Below are 18915 nucleotides of genomic sequence, written 5' to 3'. Positions count from 1 at the left end.
GTCGTGAATTCTTGGATTACCGGACAGTCATCCGGCGCGGTGTAGTTTTACTACAAATGGATTCGCATTTCATGCTTTCGCACGGCGAGGGTAGTAGTAAAACTACACAAATGCGACGTTTGGTCGCACCCTGGGTTGTGAGGAAAAACGTTCATGTTGGTTGGCGCTGTGTTGCTAATGGGTAAATCCTGATGGTTTTTGCCAATTTTTTAGCTGTTTCAGCTATTTCCAACTTTTGTACGACAGTCCAACCGTGGTCCAGCCTGCGCTTGACCCCCTCAACCCCTCTCATTCACGCCGATCAAGGATAGACCATGCGCCTGCCTTTGCCGCTCGATCTGCCTGCCGCTCTCCAACCGCTGGTCGCCCGCAATCGACAATTCCTGGCGGACGCCCTGGCTGCCCATCCTGGCCTGTCTACCAACCAGTGGAGCGCCGAGCAGCGCCAGCAGTTCGACCAGGTGGCCGCCGCCAGTGATTTCGTGCTGGCCCAGGCCCAGCGCGATCCGGCGATGCTGTTCGACCTGCTGGGCACGGGCGAGATGGGCCGGGCCTTCGCCCCAGGCGAGCTGCGCGCGCGGATCCATGCCGCCGCCCAGGCCGCGCAGAGTGAAGACGAGCTGGCGCGCAACCTGCGCCGCGAGCGCAATCGCCAGCAGGTGCGCATCATCTGGCGCGACCTGACCCGCCAGGCGGCGCTGGCCGAGACCTGCCGCGACCTGTCCGACCTGGCCGACGCCAGCATCGACGAAGCCTATCAATGGCTGTACCCGCGCCACTGCCAGCAGTTCGGCACGCCCATCGGCAACCGCAGCGGCCAGCCGCAGCAGCTGGTGGTGCTGGGCATGGGCAAGCTGGGGGCGGTGGAGCTGAACCTGTCGTCGGACATCGACCTGATCTTCGCCTTCCCCGAAGGCGGGGAAACCGAGGGCGTGAAGCGTTCGCTGGACAACCAGGAGTTCTTCACCCGGCTGGGCCAGCGGCTGATCAAGGCGCTCGACCCGGTCACCGTCGATGGCTTCGTGTTCCGCGTCGACATGCGCCTGCGCCCCTACGGCTCGGCCGGCGCGCTGGTGCTCAGCTTCAATGCCCTGGAGCAGTACTACCAGGACCAGGGGCGCGACTGGGAACGCTACGCGATGATCAAGGCGCGGGTGGTGGCCGGGGACCAGGCCGCCGGTGCCCAGTTGCAGGACATGCTGCGTCCGTTCGTCTACCGCCGTTACCTGGACTTCTCCGCCATCGAGGCGCTGCGCACCATGAAGCAGCTGATCCAGCAGGAAGTGCGGCGCAAGGGCATGGCCGAGAACATCAAGCTGGGCGCCGGGGGCATCCGTGAGGTGGAGTTCATCGCCCAGGCGTTCCAGCTGATCCATGGCGGGCGTGACCTGAGCCTGCAACAGCGGCCGCTGCTGAAGGTGCTGGGCACCCTGCAAGGGCAGGGTTACCTGCCGCCGGCGGTGGTGGCCGAGCTGCGCGAGGGCTATGAGTTCCTGCGCTACACCGAGCACGCCATCCAGGCCATCGCCGATCGCCAGACCCAGATGCTGCCGGACGACGAGGGCGACCGTGCGCGCATCGCCTTCATGTTGGGCTATGCCGACTGGAACAGTTTCCACGAGCAATTGATGCACTGGCGCGGGCGGGTCGACTGGCACTTCCGCCAGGTGATCGCCGACCCGGACGAGGACGACGCCGAGGGCGAGCTGGTGGTCGGCGGCGAATGGTCGCCGTTGTGGGAGCAGGCCCAGGATGAAGAGGCTGCCGGGCGTCAGCTGGAAGAGGCCGGTTTCCGCCAGCCCGTCGAGGCCTTGCGCCGGCTCAACGCCTTGCGCCTCAGCCCGACCTTGCGCTCGATGCAGCGTATCGGCCGTGAGCGGCTGGATGCCTTCATTCCACGCCTGCTGGCCCAGGCCGTGGAACACGACAACCCCGACCTGGTGCTCGAGCGGGTGCTGCCGCTGGTCGAGGCGGTGGCGCGGCGCTCGGCCTACCTGGTGCTGCTGACCGAGAACCCCGGGGCCTTGCGCCGCTTGCTGACCCTGTGTGCCGCCAGCCCCTGGATCGCCGAACAGATGGCCCGCTATCCGCTGCTGCTCGACGAACTGCTCAACGAAGGCCGGCTGTTCAGCCCGCCGTTGGCCCCGGAGCTGGCCGCCGAACTGCGCGAGCGCCTGATGCGCATCCCCGAGGACGACCTCGAGCAGCAAATGGAGGCCCTGCGCCACTTCAAGCTGGCCCACAGCCTGCGGGTGGCAGCGTCCGAGATCAGCGGCAACCTGCCGTTGATGAAGGTCAGCGACTACCTGACCTGGCTGGCCGAGGCGATTCTCGACCAGGTGCTGGCCCTGGCCTGGCGCCAGACCGTGGCGCGCCATGGCCAACCCAAGCGCAGTGACGGCAGCCTGTGCGACCCGGGCTTCATCATCGTTGGTTATGGCAAGGTTGGCGGCCTCGAGCTGGGCCATGGCTCCGACCTCGACCTGGTGTTCATCCACGATGGCGACCCGAACGCCGAGACCGATGGCGCCAAGCCCATCGATAGCGCGCAGTTCTTCACCCGCCTGGGCCAGCGCATCATCCATTTGCTGACCACCCAGACCAACTCCGGACAGCTGTATGACGTCGACATGCGCCTGCGTCCGTCGGGGGCCTCGGGGTTGCTGGTCAGCTCGCTGGGCGCCTTCGCGCGCTACCAGCAGAACGAGGCCTGGACCTGGGAGCACCAGGCCCTGGTGCGCGCCCGGGTGCTGGTGGGCTGCCCACAGGTGGCGACGGCCTTCGAAGGCGTGCGGGCGCAGGTGCTGGGCCAGGCGCGCGACCTCGACAAGCTGCGCGCCGAAGTGAGCGAGATGCGCGCCAAGATGCGCGACAACCTCGGGACCAAGGGCACCGCTGCCGGCACCGCCGACAACGCCTTCGAGGCCGGCCAGCCGTTCGATATCAAGCAGGATGCCGGCGGTATCGTCGATATCGAATTTATGGTGCAATACGCCGCTTTGGCGTGGTCCCACGCGCATCCGGCGATACTGCGCTGGACCGACAACATCCGCATCCTCGAAGAGCTGGAGCAGGCCGCGCTGATGCCTGCCGCCGACGCGGTGTTGCTGCGCGAGGTGTACAAGGCGTTCCGCTCGGCCTCCCACCGCCAGGCCTTGCAGAAGCAGGCCGGGGTGATCGATGCCGCGCAGTTTGTCGATGAGCGTCGCGAGGTGCGGCGGATCTGGGGGCAGCTAGGGCTGACTTGAGGGTCGTTCGCCAGCAAGCCGGCTCCTACGAGGCACTCGCACCCGGTAGGAGCCGGCTTGCCGGCGAACAGGGCGCAATCCGTCCTCGGTGGTACACTGTCCGCCACATAGCCTGAATATAAAGAGGGGAGGCCAGGTTGTAGTGCAGCCTGCAGCCTCCCCGAATGTTTCTGGATAAAGCATGAGAATACTGATCATTGGCCCCAGCTGGGTCGGCGACATGGTGATGGCGCAGACCCTGTTCCAGTGCCTGAAGCAACAGCATCCCGACTGCGTGATCGATGTGCTGGCCCCCGAGTGGAGCCGACCGATCCTCGAGCGCATGCCCGAAGTGCGCCAGGCCTTGAGCTTCCCGCTCGGCCATGGCGCCCTGGAGCTGGCCACCCGTCGACGCATCGGCAAGTCCCTGGCCGGCCAGTACGACCAGGCGATCCTGCTGCCCAACTCGCTCAAGTCGGCGCTGGTGCCGTATTTTGCCGGCATCCCCAAGCGCACCGGCTGGCGCGGCGAGATGCGCTACCTGCTGCTCAACGACGTGCGCAAGCTGGACAAGGCGCGCTACCCGCTGATGATCGAACGCTTCATGGCTCTGGCCTACGCCCCGGGTGCCGAGCTGGCGCAGCCATACCCGCGGCCGAGCCTGCGCATCGAAGCCGCCAGCCGCGACGCGGCCCTGGCCAAGTTCGGCCTGGCCCTGGACCGCCCGGTGCTGGCGTTGTGCCCCGGTGCCGAGTTCGGCGAGGCCAAGCGCTGGCCCGCCGAGCACTACGCCGAGGTGGCCGATGCCATGGTCCGCCAGGGCTGGCAGGTCTGGCTGTTCGGTTCGAAGAACGATCACCCGGTCGGCGAGCAGATCCGCGACCGGCTGATCCCGGGCCTGCGCGAAGAGTCCAGCAACCTGGCCGGCGAGACCTCGCTGGCCGAGGCCATCGACCTGATGTCCTGCGCCAGCGCGGTGGTTTCCAACGACTCTGGCCTGATGCACGTGGCCGCGGCCCTCAACCGCCCGCTGGTGGCGGTGTACGGCTCCACTTCGCCGGGTTTCACCCCGCCATTGGCCGAGCAGGTCGAGGTGGTGCGCACCGGCATTGAGTGCAGCCCGTGCTTCGAGCGCACCTGCCGGTTCGGCCACTACAACTGCCTGCGGCTGCTGGAGCCGGCGAAAGTCATCGCCGCGCTGCACAGCCTGGGTGGGCCGAACCTGATCGATACCGTGGCCGAGGTCGACTGAGTGCGGGTCCTGATCATCAAGACATCGTCGCTGGGCGACGTCATCCATACCCTTCCGGCACTTACCGACGCCGCCCACGCCATTCCCGGCATTCGTTTCGACTGGGTGGTGGAAGAGGGCTTCGCCGAGCTCCCCAGCTGGCACCCTGCGGTCGACCAGGTGATCCCGGTGGCGATCCGCCGTTGGCGCAAGAACCTCTGGCAGACCCTCAAGAGCGGTGAGTGGAAGGCCTTCAAGCAACGCCTGCGCGCGCGCAAGTACGACCTGGTGATCGATGCCCAGGGCCTGGTCAAGTCGGCCTGGTTGACCCGCTACGTGAAGGCGCCGGTGGCCGGCCTGGACCGCTATTCGGCGCGTGAAGGCCTGGCCAGCCGCTTTTATGACCGGCGGCTGTCGGTCGCGGTCGGCCAGCATGCCGTCGAGCGCGTGCGCCAGCTGTTCGCCCTGGCCCTGGCCTACGACCTGCCGGAAGGCCTGGGCCAATACGGCCTGGACCTGAACCGCCTGCAGCTGCCACCCGCGGCGCCCTACGTGGTATTCCTGCACGGCACCACCTGGGCCACCAAGCACTGGCCCGAGGCCTACTGGCGCGAACTGGCCGAGCGCATGGGCCGGCGTCGGCTGCAGGTGCTGCTGCCATGGGGCAACCCGGCGGAGAAGGCCCGTGCCGAGCGTATTGCCCAGGGCTTGAGCAACTGCCAGGTGCTGCCCAAATTGAACCTGGCAGGGGTGGCCCGCGTGCTCGCCGCGGCCAAGGCTTGCGTGGCGGTGGACACCGGCCTCGGCCACCTGGCCGCCGCCCTGGATGTGCCGACCATCTCCCTGTTCGGCCCCACCAACCCTGGTTTGACCGGTGCCTACGGACGCGCCCAGATCCACCAGGCGAGCGACTTCCCCTGCGCCCCGTGCCTGCAGAAGAAGTGCACCTACAAACCGAGCGCCGAGGACCTGCGCCGGTTCGATCTCAAACGCGAGTGGCCGCTGTGCTTCACTCGCCTGAATCCCGAGCATGTGGCGGGCCGCTTGAGCGCGCTGCTGCTGGCTGAGGATGTTCGTTGATGCAACTGGCTTTTGTGCTCTACAAGTATTTCCCCTTTGGCGGGCTGCAGCGTGATTTCATGCGCATCGCCCTCGAGTGCCAGAAACGGGGCCATCAGATCCGTGTGTACACGCTGATCTGGGAAGGCGACATCCCGCCGGGCTTCGAGGTGCTGGTGGCGCCGGTCAAGGCGCTGTTCAACCACCGCCGTAACGAGAAGCTCAGCGCCTGGATGGAAGCCGACCTGGCCAAGCGCCCGGTCGACCGCCTGATCGGCTTCAACAAGATGCCGGGGCTGGATGTGTATTACGCCGCCGACGGTTGCTTCGAGGACAAGGCCCAGACCCTGCGCGGTGGCCTGTACCGTCGCTGGGGCCGTTATCGCCATTTCGCCGACTATGAGCGAGCGGTGTTCGCCAAGGACGCCCGCACCGAGATCCTGATGATTTCCGAGGTGCAGCAGCCGCTGTTCATCAAGCACTACGGCACCCCCGAAGCGCGGTTCCACCTGCTGCCACCGGGGATTTCCCAGGACCGCCGGCGCCCGGTCGATGCCGAGGCGATCCGCGCCGAGTTCCGCCGCGAGTTCGGCCTGGCCGACGACGAGCGGCTGCTGGTGCAGATCGGCTCGGGCTTCAAGACCAAGGGCGTGGACCGCAGCCTCAAGGCCCTGGCCGCGCTGCCGTCGGCGCTGCGCAAGCGCACCCGGCTGATGGTCATCGGCCAGGACGATCCCAAGCTGTTCCAGGTGCAGAGCACGGCGCTCGGCCTGGGTGACCAGGTGCAGTTCCTCAAGGGCCGCAGCGACATCCCGCGTTTCCTGCTCGGTGCCGACCTGCTGATTCACCCGGCCTACAACGAAAACACCGGCACCGTGCTGCTCGAGGCGCTGGTCGCCGGGCTGCCGGTGCTGGTGTCCAAGGTCTGTGGCTATGCCCACTACATCGCCGAGGCCGACAGCGGCCTGGTGCTGGACGAGCCGTTCGAGCAGGAGCAGCTCAACCGCTACCTGCAACGCATGCTCGAAGACAGCGAGGCCCGCGCGGCCTGGTCGCGCAATGGCGTGGCTTTCGCCGACAGTGCCGACCTGTACAGCATGCCGCAGCATGCCGCCGACGTGATCCTGGCCCAGGAGCGCCCATGAAACTGATGCTGGCCGAGCCGTTCAAGCGCCTATGGGCCGAACGCGACCCATTTGAAGCCGTCGAGCAGCTGCAAGGCGAGGTATACCGCGAGCTGGAAGGTCGCCGAACCCTGCGCACCGAGGTCGCCGGCGAAGGCTTCTTCGTCAAGATCCACCGCGGCATCGGCTGGGGCGAGATCTTCAAGAACCTGTTCAGCGCCAAGCTGCCGGTATTGGGTGCCGGCCAGGAGTGGCGGGCCATCCAACGCCTGCACGAAGTGGGCGTGCCGACCATGACCGCGGTGGCCTATGGCGAGCGTGGCAGCAATCCGGCGACCCAGCATTCGTTCATCGTTACCGAAGAACTGGCACCGACCGTCAGCCTGGAAGACTTCAGCCTCGACTGGGTCAAGCAGCCACCCGAGCCGCGCCTCAAGCGTGCCTTGATCGCCGAGGTGGCGAAGATGACCGGCGGCATGCACCGCGCCGGGGTCAACCACCGCGACTGCTATATCTGCCACTTCCTGCTGCACACCGACCGCCCGGTGAGCGCGGACGACTTCAAGCTCTCGGTGATCGACCTGCACCGCGCCCAGACCCGGGCGACCATCACCCGGCGCTGGCGCGACAAGGACCTGGCCGCCCTATATTTCTCGGCCCTGGACATCGGCCTTACGCGCCGCGACAAGCTGCGTTTCTTGCGCGGCTACTTCCAGCGCCCACTGCGCCAGGTGCTCAAGGAGGAGGCGGCGCTGCTCGCCTGGCTCGAGCGCAAGGCGCAGAAACTCTACGACCGCAAGCAACGCTATGGGGATGCACTCTGATGGCGGGTTGGACACTGGCGCCGGGCTACGAACAGCTGGCGGCGGACTTTGGTAGCCTGGAGGCGGTGTTCGCGCTCGAGGGCGAGCACCTCACCCGGGATCCGCTCAGCGAGGTGATTCGCGTCCAGCGCGACGGCGTGTATTACTACGTCAAGCGCTACACCGGCGCCGGCAAGCACATGCGCCGCTACCTGGGGCGCCCGCGAATCAAGGCCGAGTGGCAGAACCTCAAGCAGTTCGCCAAGTGGGACATCCCCACGGCCGAAGTCGTGGCCTGGGGTCTTGAGCGCAACGGCCTGGCGTTTGGCCGCGGAGCGATGATCACCCGTGAACTGCCGCGCACCGAAGACCTGTCGGCCTTGGCCGAGCGTAATGATCCACGCCTGGCCGATCGCGCCTGGGTCGACCATATCAGCCGGCAGTTAGCCCGGCATACGCGAGTCATGCACGAGCACCGTTTCGCCCATAACGACCTGAAATGGCGCAACCTGTTGGTCGATGACCACGGCACGCTATTCTTCATCGACTGCCCGACGGGCGACTTCTGGCGTGGTTTCATGTGGCGGCACCGGATGATCAAGGACCTGGCCTGCCTGGACAAGGTTGCCAAGTATCACCTGTCATCGACCCAGCGCCTGCGTTTCTACCTGCAATACCGTGGTCGCGAGCGCCTCAATGGCCGCGACAAGAAGCGGATTCGCCAGGTACTGGGCTTTTTCGAGGGAAGGGAATGACCGACTACCTGGCCAGCGCCGACCAGGCGCTGCTGCAACGCCATGGCCTGGGCGACTTCGACGCGCTGTGGGCACTGCAACTGGACGCCGTGGACGAACCCAACACCGGCCGTGGCGGCTGGAGCCGCGTGTTCCGCCTGGAGCTCGAGGGCAAGGGCTATTACCTCAAGCGCCAGAGCGACTACCTGACCCGCACCCTGCACCGGCCCTTCGGCGAGCCGACCTTCGCCCGTGAGTTTCGCAATATCAGCCGCTACCAAAAGCTCGACATCCCGGCCTTGCAGGCGGTGTTCTATGGCGAGCGCAAGCAGGCCGGCGAGCACCGCGCGATTCTCATGACCCGCGCGCTGGACGAGTGGACCGACCTGGACCGACTGCTGGGGCAGTGGCCACAGCTGCCCGAGGCCCAACGCACTGGTATTCTCCAGGCCTGCGGCCAATTGGCCCGCACCCTGCACGCGGCCGGCCAGGTGCACGGCTGCTTCTACCCCAAGCACATTTTCCTGCGCGAGCGCCGCGAAGGCTGGCAGGCCCAGCTGATCGACCTGGAAAAGACCCGCCCCCTGCTATTCGGCAGGCGTGATCGTCTCAAGGACCTGGAGCCACTGCTGCGTCGGGCCGATGCCTGGGGCGAGGCGGATGTGCGGGTACTGCTGGGCGCTTACCTGGCGCAGCCGGTGGACAGCGCGCCAGTCGGTACCTGGTTGCAACGCTTGCTGCAACGCCGTCGCCATAAAGAGGCCCGCTGATGCGTTTGTCCGAACTCAAGCACGCCGGGCGCAGCCCGGCACTGCCGCTGACTGTCACCCTCGCCGACGCCGCGGGCACGGCCGACCTGCAACTGCTCAGCCTGCTGCGGGTGCTGCCGGGCCAGCGCTATGTCGGCGCCGGGATCTGGCGGGGCACCAAGGTGCTGGCCAAGCTGCTGGTCGGTGGCAACGCCGCCCGGCACTTCCAGCGTGAGCTAGACGGCGCTCGCTTGCTCGCCGAGCAGGGCCTGACTACCCCACGCCTGCTGGCAGATGGCCTCAAGGAAGGCGAAGGTGGCTGGTTGTTGTTCGAGTACCTCGACCATGCCGAAAGCCTGGGCGATGCCTGGGCCGCTGTCGAACACCTGCCAATGCTTGCCGACGAGCAGCATGGGGTGCTTGGCGAGGCGCTGAGCGCCGTGGCCCGGATGCATGCCAAGGGCTTGTGGCAGGACGATCTGCACCTGGACAACCTGCTGCGCCAGGACGGCCAGCTGTACCTGATCGATGGTGCCGGCATCAAGGCCGAGACCCCCGGCCAGCAGTTGTCGCGCCAGCGGGTGCTGGAAAACCTCGGCGTGTTTTTCGCCCAGTTGCCCAAGCGCCTGGAGCCGTTCATGGAAGAGGCGCTGGTGCATTACATCCTGGCCAACGCCGAGCACGCGCTGCCGCTGGAAGCCTTGCAGAAGCAGGTGGACAAGGTGCGCGCCTGGCGCTTGAAGGATTACCTGGACAAGGCGGGTCGCGAATGCACCCTGTTCAGCGTCGAACGCAGCCTGTCTGGCCTGCGTGCCGTGCGTCGCGATGAAGCGCAGGCGCTGTTGCCGGTGCTGGAACAGGCCGATGCGTTGATCGACCAGGGCCACCTGTACAAGACCGGCGGGGCGGCCAGCGTGGCGCGCATCGAGGTCGGCGGGCGCGCCTTGGTGCTCAAGCGCTACAACATCAAGAATACCGCCCACTGGTTCAAGCGCTTCTGGCGCCCCAGCCGGGCCTGGCATTCGTGGATCGAAGGCCATCGCCTGGCATTTCTCGACATCGCCACGCCCAAGCCGTTGGCGGTGCTGGAGCAGCGCACCCTGGGCCTGCGCAGCCGTGCCTACCTGCTGACCGAGCATGCCGACGGCCCGGACCTGATCGCTTGCTTTGCGCCCTTCATCGACAGTGGCGAGGCACCTGACGAGCAGGTCGATGCCCTGGTGCGGCTGATGCGGCAGCTGATCCGTGAGCGTATCAGCCACGGTGATTTCAAGGGCCACAACCTGTTCTGGCAGGACGGCCAGTGGTCGCTGATCGACCTCGATGCCATGTGCCAGCACGCCACGCAATTGAGCTTTGCCCCTGCGTTTGCCCGTGACCGTGCACGTTTGCTGCGCAACTGGCCCAGTGGCAGCGCCCTGCATCGACGGCTGGATGAGGTGTTGCCGCGCTTGGCCGAGTGATCAGCGCGGGAGCCGGGACCGTGGCATCTACCGCGTCGCCTGGTTCGCCAGCAAGGCTGGCTCTACGCGGCTGAGGCAGGTTGCAGCCGTGTAGGAGCCGGCGAACACCGGCGAAGCCGGTGCCATCTCTCACGTCGGCGGGCTTAGGCCAACGCCAGCCAGTCACTGCTGCGCCCAGCCTGGCGGATACGGATTCGCCACGCGTCCTCCACCTTGCGCAGCACCGCCCAGGCCTGCACGGCACCTGGCACGCCCTCGGGGATCTGCAAGTGGAAGTGCCCGGCCAGCAGATGCCTGCGAACGGGTAATTGCCTGCCATTGATTTGCAGGTACAGCACGCCCTTGGCATCGAACAGCGCAGGCTCCCCGTCCACCGGCATCCCCGCGAGCGGTGTCACCAATTGGCTGTCATCCAGCAGTTGCTGCACATCGGGTAGCCCGTCATGCCAAAGTACCGGCGAATCGATCACCCAGGTCCCGTCCTGCAAGCGCTTGAGCGGTTGCTTTATGTAGGCGTCGGGTTGTCTGGGATCGGTGGCGCGCCAGCGCTGACCATCGAAACTGACATGGTAGTAGCGGCCTTGGGCGTCACGGATGTAGTACTGGGTCAGGCCGGCGTTAGCGCCGATTCTCTCGAACACGCCTTCGCCGTGAACACCGTCTATCCGATAGCGCAACTTGCTGACTTCCACGGGCACCGAATAGGAAGATGGCAGCGTCAGCGGCCGAGGGGGAGGCAGGCCTCTGAACACGCGGCGCATCAGGGTCGATCCGGAAAATCCCTTGAGTCCGCCGGGAGAAGGGCTCAGACCACCGACGACATTGTTGATGGCATCCAGTGAGTGGCTGAGTGCCGCGAAGGCATGGTGCAAAGCCTCATCATGGTTGTCTTGCCCCAGGGCCTGTACGCCGTCGATCACGGAAATGCTCAGGCGCCCGAGCGCCAGGGCGGCCATGCCAGGGTAAGGCAGCACCAGGCTGAGCAGGTCGAGCAGAATGCGCAAGGTATCCAGCCCAAAACGCCCCAGCAGCTCGCGGTTGCTGCGGGTGCTGGCATCGGCCTGCGCCATCAGGCTGCGTACTTCCGCGCGGTACACTTGGTCGAACAGGTTGCCCGTGATGACGGGGCGTTGCACATGGGGAGCCAGGCGGCCCTTGCGCAACAGTTTGTCGATCTTGCTCGGATTGGCCAGCGGCAGGCGCTGAACCACATAGTCACGCAACTCGGCATTACCGCGTAGTTCCCTGAGCAGTTCTCGGGTGGTGCGGTATTCGCGCCAGGGGCGGCGATCCGGTGCATCGGGGGCGTAGATCACCACGCGCTTGTTGGTGGCTGTTTCGGCGTTGAGCAACAGCAGGCCCTGCACAGTCTGGCTTTGAATGAGCAGCTGCCGCACGCTGATCCGCTGTCCGTCATCGGTCAAGCGGTCATGGTGCTCGGGATGTTCGATCAGCGCGCGTGCCCATGCATAGCCTTGTCCTTGCGTATCGGCAAGGAAGTGCCCGGCATAGCGCGCCTTGGCGGCCTCGGCATGCATGCGGGCGCGGTTGATTCGGGCATGCGCCTTCCGGCGCCATTGCGCCTGTTCCGAGTCCAGCAGGTGCTGGCGCAGGAAGCGGTTGTAGCGGGTGCCGGCGTCGAGGTTGCGCACGAGCTGCTTGACCCTGGCCGGTGTCAATGCCTCGATGGCCTCGCCGTCATCCCTGTGAACCCGGGCGGTGATCCAGTAGTCGCTGTCGAACCAGGCGATATTGAGCAGGGCAAGGTCTTCGAGGGTGTAGGTCACCGGGACCATCTCGATGGTTTCGCCCGCCTGGGGCCGGCTGGTGACGGCGATGTAGGCCGACGGGGTCAGTGGATTGACCAGTGGCCCGACACGTCGGGCCAGGGTGACGCTGATCCTGATCTTTTCTGGGGGGATATCTATGCCGGGGTTCCAGCGCAGGCCTTCGCCCAGACGCGCCCTGACCCACGGCAACAGGCTCTCGCGTTGCTGGAACTGCTCCAGCGTCAGGATGCCTGGCGCGCTGGCTTGGGCGATTGCTCCGGCCAGCTCCTGCAGCGTTTGCATGACATGGGCTAGTGCTTGTGGGGAGGCCTGGCGCAGCCACTCGGGCAGGTGCTTTTCCAGCAGTAGCGCGTAGCGGGTGGCCAGTGGCTGCGTACTACCGATGCAGGGTTTCAGGTCCATGGCCGTTTCGAGGCGGCTGGCGGAGGGCGGGCCAGGTGTGTCCCAGAGGCGATTGAGCGTTGCCTGTTGCTGGTCGATCAGGGCCAGCGCCTGGTACTCGAAGGGATCGTCGGCATACCACTGGTAGCGCAAGCGGTCGGCTTGGCGAAGGGTGGTCAGATCTTGCGCGCGGTTCAGCAGCCCGAGCAGGGCCTGGGACTGCAGCGGGTCGTCCAGTCGCTCGCACAGCTCGACATGCAGGTCAGCGAGGCTGGCGAACGCTTCAATGCCGTGCGGCAGGCTAAGGAGCAGGGCCTTGCCCGTGGTCTGGCCTGGGACCACCTCGTGCCCAGGCGCAGCCGCGACGATGACCAGCGTGCCGGGCAGGCGACAACGGCGATTCGGGGTTTGCGTGGAGAACCACGGGCGAAAGACCTCGGCGCGTGCCTGGCCCGAGGGTTGCCGTTGCCATGGCAGCGGGTACGCCAGGCAGGTACGCAGCAGGAACTCGTCGGTGTCGTCGAGGGTGCCATCGGCCAGGCGCAGTTCCAGCTCGGCTTGCAGTTGTGCCTGGCGAAGCTGGGCCAACTGCTGTTTTCGGCTCGTGCCATCGCGCGTTTTGGTGTGCCAGAAACCAGCCAGTTCGCTGAAAAACTGCTGGCGTTGCTGTGGCGGTGGAAGGTGGCGGGCCGGGACGGGCTGCCCTTGTTGCAGTGTGGCGATGCGCGCGTCCAGGGCTTCGAGGCGTTCGAGCGGGGTCATGGTGGGGCTCCGTGGCAATCAGTTGCCCACCATGCCCGCTCTGGCAAGGGCCGCTGCGGTAATCGGTTATCGCTGGCGGCGTGGCCAGAAGCCGCTCAGCCCCAGCAGCGCGGACGCGCCCAGGCCCAGCCAGGACAGGCTGTCCCAGAGCCCATCGCCGAGCAGCGCGGCGAACAGCCCGACAGCGCTGAGCAGGGCGACCGCCAGCGGCCAGGCGAAGATCCTGCGGGTCGATTGCGATCTGTGGCTCATGCCTGCGTCTCCCGGGGCTTGCGCTGCTTGCCCCACCACAGGTACAGCCCGCTGCACAGCACGACGATGGTCAGTACATCGAGCAGCGCCCAGAGGATCTGCATCGGCCGGCCGCCGTAGTCGCCGAAGTGCAAGGGCTGCGACAGGCCCATGGCATCCATGTACCAGGGGCGATCGCCGACGGCGGTCACCTCGAGGGTGCGGGCGTCGATCAGCACGGGCGTGAACAGGTGCGCGCTCAGGTGCGTGGCCCCATTCATGAACACCGCGTAATGGTGTTCGCTGGAGAAGCGCGTGCCAGGGAAGGCGATGAAGTCCGGGCGCATGCCGGGCGCCGCCTGTTCGGCAATCGTCAGCAGCCTGGTGGCCGGCGCGCGCTCGGTGAGCGGCGGGGCATCGCGGTAGGGGGCGACCATGGCCGCCAGGCTGTCGTTGCGCCAGGCGGCGATCACCAGGTCCGACAGGGCGCTGATCACCCCGGTGATACCAACCACCAGGGCCCAGGTCAGGGTGACCACGCCGATCAGGTTGTGCAGGTCGAGCCAGCGCAGGCGCGTGGACTTGTCGTGGCGCACCGTGGCGAACTTCAAGCGGCGCATGAAGGGGGCGTAAAGCACGGTGCCGGAGACGATCGCGACGACGAACAGCACGCCCATGAACGCCAGCAGCAACTTGCCGGGCAGGCCGACGAACATGTCCACGTGCAGGCGCAGGAAGGTCATCATCAAGCCGCCGTTGGCCGCCGGCATGGCCACGGCCTCGCCGGTGCGGGCGTCGAGCATGAAGGTGTGCGACTGGTCGGGGTGGGTGCCGGCGGTGGCGGCCATGATCGCCACCACGCCGTTGGGTTCGTCCTCTTCGTAGCCGAAGTACTGCATCACCTCGCCGGGGCGGTGTTGCTCGGCCTTGAGCACCAGTTGCTGCAGGTCCAGGTGCGGGGTGCCAGCGGGCATCTCGCGCAGTTCGGGGGCGTCGCCCAGCAGGTGTTCCAGTTCGTGGTGGAAGATCAGCGGCAGGCCGGTGAGGGCCAGCAGCAGCAGGAACAGCGTGCACACCAGGCTGCTCCAGGTGTGGATCGTCGACCAGCGGCGGATGGTTTGGCTTTTCATCACGGCTCCTTGCGCCATCGGGTGCCCTGCCCGTGTCCATGAGGGGAGCGGCTGGGGCACCTGAGGGCTTAGGTCACTCAGAACTTGTAGGTGGCGCTGGCGACGACACTGCGCTGGTCGCCGTAGTAGCAGTAGTAGCCGTCGCAGGTGGACAAATAGTCCTTGTTCAGCAGGTTGCTGGCGTTGATCGCCACCGAGGCGCCCTTGAGGCTGTTGTCCAGGCGCCCCAGGTCGTAGTGCACGGCGGCGTCGAACACCGTGTAGGCCTTGCTCTTGCCGAGCCAGGTATTGGCTTCGTCACCGTAGCGATTGCCGGTGTAACGTGCGCCCAAGCCAATGCCGAAGCCGTCAAGCACACCGGTGTGCCAGGTGTAGTCGGCCCACAAGGAGGCCTGCTGGTTGGGCATCTGTTGCAGGCGGTTGCCTTTGTACTGCCCTTTCTGGACTTCGGACTTGGCCAGGGTATAGGCGGCGATCACCTTGAGGTTGTCGGTGACGTCCGAGACCGCCTCAAGCTCCAGGCCATGGACTTTCACTTCACCCGTCTGGCTGGAGACGGGCTTTCCACCCACGTTGTTGGTGACGGTCACGTTTTTCTGGGTGAGGTCATACACAGCGGCGGACAACAACGTGTTGGAACCAGGGGGTTGGTACTTGATACCCAGTTCCCACTGCTTGCCTTCGGTGGGCTTGAACGACTTTTCAGGGCTGGCGTCAGAGCCGCTGCTTGGCTGGAATGACTCGGCGTAGGACAGGTAGGGGACGAAGCCTGAGTCGAACACGTAGCTGAGTGCCGCGTTGCCGCTGAACTGCTTGTCGCGTTGGGTGCTGGTGGCATCACCCAGTTTGTGGAAGGTGGTGCCAGTGTGTACCCAGTCCTCGCGCCCGCCCAGGGTTAGGCGCCATTTGTCGAGTGCCATCTGGTCTTGGATGTAGAGCCCGGTCTGGACGGTTTTCTGGTTGTAGTCCAGGTAAGCCGAGGAACGGGGCGGTCGGGTGATCGGCAAACCGTAAACCGGATTATTGACGTTCGTTGTCGGCAGGCCGAAGCCATAGATGGAGAGGAAGTCGGAGTCGGTGCGCTGGTGATCCAGGCCGATCAGCACGGTGTGGCTGATGTCACCGGTAGTGAAGTCGGCCTGGAAGTTGTTGTCGAGGGCGAACTGGCTGATGTCCTCGTCGACATTGGTCGACATGCGGCTGGCATTGCCCTCGTTGTCCACGGGGCCGTTTGGCTGGTAGTAGCTGCCGACGGTGATCGTTTGGAATGACAACTCTGTCTTGGTGTAGCGCAGGTTCTGGCGGAATTGCCAGACATCGTTGAAACGATGCTCGAAGGCATAACCCAGGGCGTAGTAAGTGCGGTCGTAGAACTCGTAGTCCGGATCGCCAAGGTTCTTGTGGCGGGAGATCTTGCCGAATGGCATGTCGATCTTGGTGCCTTGTATGGGGTAGAACTGGCTGGTGGCGCCGGTGTCGTCACGGGTGAACTGGCTGAGGAATGTCAGCGAAGTGTCTTCGTCGATGTTCCAGCTCAGGCTTGGGGCGATGTTGTAGCGCTTGTTCTCGATATGGTCGATCTGCGTACCGCTGTCGCGTACGACACCGCTGATGCCATAGAGAAACTGACCTTGCTCATCGATCTTGCCGGTGCTGGCGAAGTTGATCTGGCGGTGGTTGTCGCTGCCGTACTGCAGTTGGATCTCGTGGCTGCTCTCAGCCTGGGGGCGGCGGCTGACCATGTCCAGCAGGCCTCCGGGCGGGGTCTGGCCATACACCGACGAGGCCGGGCCACGCAGCAGCGCAAGGCGGTCGAGGTTCCAGGTTTCAGGTTTCGGGGTGGCATACACGCCGCGGGGCAGGGGCAGGCCGTCGAGGAACTGGGTCGGCTCGAAGCCGCGCACACGCATCCAGTCATAGCGGGTGTCGCTGCCGAAACTGGCCGAGACGATGCCCGGCATGTACTTCACCGCGTCATCCAGGCTTTGCACGCCGCGGTCGCTCATCTGCTGGCGGGTGGCGACGGAAATGGAGCGTGGGACTTCGACCAGTGCGGTGTCGGTCTTGGTACCGGCGGCTGTGCGTTTGGCGGTATAGCCCTCGACCGGTCCCCAGGCGCTTTCATAGCGGCTGTCGGCGTCGATATTGGTTTCCGGCAGCGCCAGGGTGCCCCCAGAGACGGCCACCAGGCTGTAGCTGCCGGCGCTGCCCTGCTGCAACTGCAGCCCGGTACCGCGCAGGGCCGCCTGCATGGCGCCCAGGGCATCGTACTGGCCGTTGACGGGGGCCGAGGCGCGGCCCTGGACCAGGTTCGGGTCGATGGCCAGGGCAATGCCGGCCTGGCTGGCGATCTGGTTGAGGGTGCTGGCCAGCGGGCCGCTGGGCAGGTTGTAGGCCTGCGGCGCAGCCCGCTCGGCGGCGAACAGGGCAGGGCTGGCCAACGGGGCGGCCAGGCCGATGGCCAGGGCCATCAGGCTGGGGCGAAGCAAAGCATCAACGGCACGGGACATGCAGCGGCTCCTCGACGAAATAGTGCTGACTGCTTCCTTGCCGAGCGAGAGTGGGAAAGTGACAGGGGGATGTGAAAAAAATGCGACTGATTTGCACAAGCCTTTGCGAGCCGGCAAGCCAGCTCCCACGGTTGGGCGTGGGCCTATTTGGCGGTGACGGTCACCCACCACGGCGTATGCCGTTCGATCTTCACTGGCAGCGCCGGCAGCAGCGAGGCCAGGGCCAGTTCGGTGTCGGTCAGCGGGAAGCTGCCGCTCACGCGCAGGTCGGCCACCTCGTCGGCCACGCCCAGGTGGCCGCTGCGGTACTGGCCAAGGGTGGCCAGCAGCTCGGCCAGGCGCACGTTGTCCACAACCAGCATGCCGCGGGTCCAGGCATCGCTGCCCGGCGCCACCGGGGCCACCCGGCCCAGGCCGTCGGCGCTCATCAACACTTGCTGGCCCTCGCGCAGCACTTGTTCATCGCCGCTGTTCTGCGGTTTGGCCGCGACCGAGGCCTGCAGCACCTCCAGGCGGGTGCCCTGGTCTTCGCGCTTGACCAAAAAGCGCGTGCCCAACGGTCTCAGGCGGCCTTCGTCGGTGCGTACCAGCAACGGCCGGGTGTCCTCATGGCCGGTCTCGACCGAGATTTCGCCCTGATGCAGCACGATCAGCCGCTGCTCGCCCTGGAAGTCGATGTCCACCGCCGTCTGGGTGTTCAGGCTCAGCAAGGTGCCGTCTTCCAGGCGCAGGGTGCGCATTTCGCCGGTGCCGGTGCGCTGGTCGGCCAACCAGTAGGTCGGTGCCAAGGTCGGGACTCCGGCACCGAGCAGCAAGCCACCCAGCAGCAACAGGCCGGCCAGGCCACCGCCGAGCCCACCCAGGCGCTGGCGCAGGCCCGCGCGCGACTGCAAGAGGGTATGCCGCACCGGGCCGGCGGCGGCCTGCACGCGTTGATCGAGGGCGCCCAGCTGGCGCCAGGCACGGGCGTGTTCTTCATGGGCGGCATGCCAGCGCATGAAGTCGTTGCGCTCATCCGGGGTACCGCTACCTTCATCCAGGCAAAGCTTCCAGGCGATGGCCGCTTCCAGCACCTCGCTGGACACCGGGGCATGGCTCATGTCGGCTCCCCGTACAGGGCGATGTAGCACTGGCGCAGGCCCTGGGCGAGGTACTGGCGCACGCGGGACACCGACACCCCCAGGCGCTCGGCGATCTCGGCGTGGCCGAGGCCGTCCAGGCGGTTGTACAGGAAGGCCGCGCGGGCCTTGCTCGACAGCTTGCCGAGCAAGCGGTCGATGGCCTTGAGGTCCTCGAGGATCAGGTGCTGGAGTTCCGGGGAGGGCTGTTCGGCTTCGGCTATCCGCGCCAGTTCCGCCAGGTAGGCTTGCTCGAGGGCGGCGCGGCGAAAGTGGTCGAATAACAGACCCTTGGCCACGGCGGCCAGGAATGCCCGGGGTTCACGGGGCGTCTCCAGCTGGTCGCGGCCCAGCAGGCGCACAAAAGTGTCCTGGCTCAGGTCCTCGGCGCGCTGGCGACAGGCGGTGCTGCGCTGCAGCCAGGCGAGCAGCCAGGCGCGATGGTCGCGATACAGCGACCCGACCAGCTCGGCATGTGGGCTGTGCGCAGACGTCAAGGAACGCCCCCCGGAAAAATATACGTTAACTAACGATAATTATTCGCGATTGTGGCAGAGGCGGGGGTGGCGGCGCAATTGACGCTTATCGGATTGCCAGCATGGC

General features: G+C 66.0%; 14 protein-coding genes. 8 read left to right on the top strand and 6 right to left on the bottom strand.

Annotated elements, in window-relative coordinates; translation table 11 throughout:
* Positions 1-314 precede the first annotated feature (314 nt).
* The 8 genes from glnE (at position 315) to NJG22_RS05655 (ending at position 10390) form a co-directional block, all read left to right on the top strand.
* Positions 315-3248, top strand: coding sequence for a bifunctional [glutamate--ammonia ligase]-adenylyl-L-tyrosine phosphorylase/[glutamate--ammonia-ligase] adenylyltransferase (glnE, locus tag NJG22_RS05690; RefSeq protein ID WP_253093171.1), 2934 nt, complete (start codon positions 315-317; stop codon positions 3246-3248).
* 181 nt (positions 3249-3429) lie between these two features.
* Complete coding sequence (waaF, locus tag NJG22_RS05685; RefSeq protein WP_253093170.1) at positions 3430-4479, top strand: lipopolysaccharide heptosyltransferase II; 1050 nt, start codon at positions 3430-3432, stop codon at positions 4477-4479.
* Positions 4480-5538 (top strand): lipopolysaccharide heptosyltransferase I, encoded by a 1059-nt coding sequence (gene waaC, locus NJG22_RS05680; protein WP_253093169.1) that lies wholly within the window; start codon positions 4480-4482, stop codon positions 5536-5538.
* A complete protein-coding gene (locus NJG22_RS05675) occupies positions 5538-6662 on the top strand; it encodes a glycosyltransferase family 4 protein (protein WP_253093168.1) in 1125 nt (374 codons plus the stop codon). The genes waaC and NJG22_RS05675 overlap by 1 nt, the downstream gene beginning before the upstream one ends.
* Positions 6659-7465: a lipopolysaccharide core heptose(I) kinase RfaP gene (gene rfaP, locus NJG22_RS05670; RefSeq protein ID WP_253093167.1), complete on the top strand. Its 807-nt coding sequence runs from the start codon at positions 6659-6661 to the stop codon at positions 7463-7465. Before NJG22_RS05675 ends, rfaP begins: the two co-directional genes overlap by 4 nt.
* Positions 7465-8199, top strand: coding sequence for a lipopolysaccharide kinase InaA family protein (locus NJG22_RS05665; RefSeq protein ID WP_253093166.1), 735 nt, complete (start codon positions 7465-7467; stop codon positions 8197-8199). Before rfaP ends, NJG22_RS05665 begins: the two co-directional genes overlap by 1 nt.
* Entirely contained in the window at positions 8196-8948 is a 753-nt protein-coding gene (locus NJG22_RS05660) for a lipopolysaccharide kinase InaA family protein (RefSeq protein WP_253093165.1), read from the top strand. Before NJG22_RS05665 ends, NJG22_RS05660 begins: the two co-directional genes overlap by 4 nt.
* The gene (locus NJG22_RS05655) at positions 8948-10390 is read left to right on the top strand and encodes a lipopolysaccharide kinase InaA family protein (protein WP_253093164.1); all 1443 of its coding nucleotides are present in this window, start codon (positions 8948-8950) and stop codon (positions 10388-10390) included. Before NJG22_RS05660 ends, NJG22_RS05655 begins: the two co-directional genes overlap by 1 nt.
* Before the next feature lie 143 nt (positions 10391-10533).
* Here NJG22_RS05655 and NJG22_RS05650 read toward each other — a convergent pair whose 3' ends face one another.
* The 6 genes from NJG22_RS05650 to NJG22_RS05625 form a co-directional block, all read right to left on the bottom strand.
* Entirely contained in the window at positions 10534-13323 is a 2790-nt protein-coding gene (locus NJG22_RS05650) for a DUF6543 domain-containing protein (protein WP_253093163.1), read from the bottom strand.
* Positions 13324-13389: 66 nt separating this feature from the next.
* A complete protein-coding gene (locus NJG22_RS05645; RefSeq protein WP_217850877.1) occupies positions 13390-13575 on the bottom strand; it encodes a hypothetical protein in 186 nt (61 codons plus the stop codon).
* Positions 13572-14684: a PepSY domain-containing protein gene (locus NJG22_RS05640; RefSeq protein ID WP_253093162.1), complete on the bottom strand. Its 1113-nt coding sequence runs from the start codon at positions 14682-14684 to the stop codon at positions 13572-13574. The genes NJG22_RS05645 and NJG22_RS05640 overlap by 4 nt, the downstream gene beginning before the upstream one ends.
* A 77-nt stretch (positions 14685-14761) precedes the next feature.
* Positions 14762-17194, bottom strand: coding sequence for a TonB-dependent siderophore receptor (locus NJG22_RS05635; protein ID WP_253093161.1), 2433 nt, complete (start codon positions 17192-17194; stop codon positions 14762-14764).
* Between the two features lie 143 nt (positions 17195-17337).
* Positions 17338-18294, bottom strand: coding sequence for a FecR family protein (locus NJG22_RS05630; protein WP_253093160.1), 957 nt, complete (start codon positions 18292-18294; stop codon positions 17338-17340).
* Complete coding sequence (locus NJG22_RS05625) at positions 18291-18809, bottom strand: RNA polymerase sigma factor (RefSeq protein ID WP_253093159.1); 519 nt, start codon at positions 18807-18809, stop codon at positions 18291-18293. Before NJG22_RS05625 ends, NJG22_RS05630 begins: the two co-directional genes overlap by 4 nt.
* Between the last annotated feature and the right edge of the window lie 106 nt (positions 18810-18915).

Origin of the sequence: Pseudomonas sp. VA159-2, assembly GCF_024126635.1 — a bacterium.
Lineage (GTDB): Bacteria > Pseudomonadota > Gammaproteobacteria > Pseudomonadales > Pseudomonadaceae > Aquipseudomonas > Aquipseudomonas muyukensis.
The sequence above is the reverse complement of the archived record's forward strand: the minus strand, read 5'-3'. Positions and strand labels throughout refer to the sequence as shown.

What these genes read in the sequence shown, in the direction of transcription:
- glnE (WP_253093171.1), top strand. Translation starts at nt 315, where the DNA reads ATGCGCCTGCCTTTGCCGCTCGATCTGCCTGCCGCTCTCCAACCGCTG.
- waaF (WP_253093170.1), top strand. Translation starts at nt 3,430, where the DNA reads ATGAGAATACTGATCATTGGCCCCAGCTGGGTCGGCGACATGGTGATG.
- NJG22_RS05675 (WP_253093168.1), top strand. Translation starts at nt 5,538, where the DNA reads ATGCAACTGGCTTTTGTGCTCTACAAGTATTTCCCCTTTGGCGGGCTG.
- rfaP (WP_253093167.1), top strand. Translation starts at nt 6,659, where the DNA reads ATGAAACTGATGCTGGCCGAGCCGTTCAAGCGCCTATGGGCCGAACGC.
- NJG22_RS05665 (WP_253093166.1), top strand. Translation starts at nt 7,465, where the DNA reads ATGGCGGGTTGGACACTGGCGCCGGGCTACGAACAGCTGGCGGCGGAC.
- NJG22_RS05660 (WP_253093165.1), top strand. Translation starts at nt 8,196, where the DNA reads ATGACCGACTACCTGGCCAGCGCCGACCAGGCGCTGCTGCAACGCCAT.
- NJG22_RS05655 (WP_253093164.1), top strand. Translation starts at nt 8,948, where the DNA reads ATGCGTTTGTCCGAACTCAAGCACGCCGGGCGCAGCCCGGCACTGCCG.
- NJG22_RS05650 (WP_253093163.1), bottom strand. Translation starts at nt 13,323, where the DNA reads ATGACCCCGCTCGAACGCCTCGAAGCCCTGGACGCGCGCATCGCCACA.
- NJG22_RS05645 (WP_217850877.1), bottom strand. Translation starts at nt 13,575, where the DNA reads ATGAGCCACAGATCGCAATCGACCCGCAGGATCTTCGCCTGGCCGCTG.
- NJG22_RS05640 (WP_253093162.1), bottom strand. Translation starts at nt 14,684, where the DNA reads ATGAAAAGCCAAACCATCCGCCGCTGGTCGACGATCCACACCTGGAGC.
- NJG22_RS05635 (WP_253093161.1), bottom strand. Translation starts at nt 17,194, where the DNA reads ATGTCCCGTGCCGTTGATGCTTTGCTTCGCCCCAGCCTGATGGCCCTG.
- NJG22_RS05630 (WP_253093160.1), bottom strand. Translation starts at nt 18,294, where the DNA reads ATGAGCCATGCCCCGGTGTCCAGCGAGGTGCTGGAAGCGGCCATCGCC.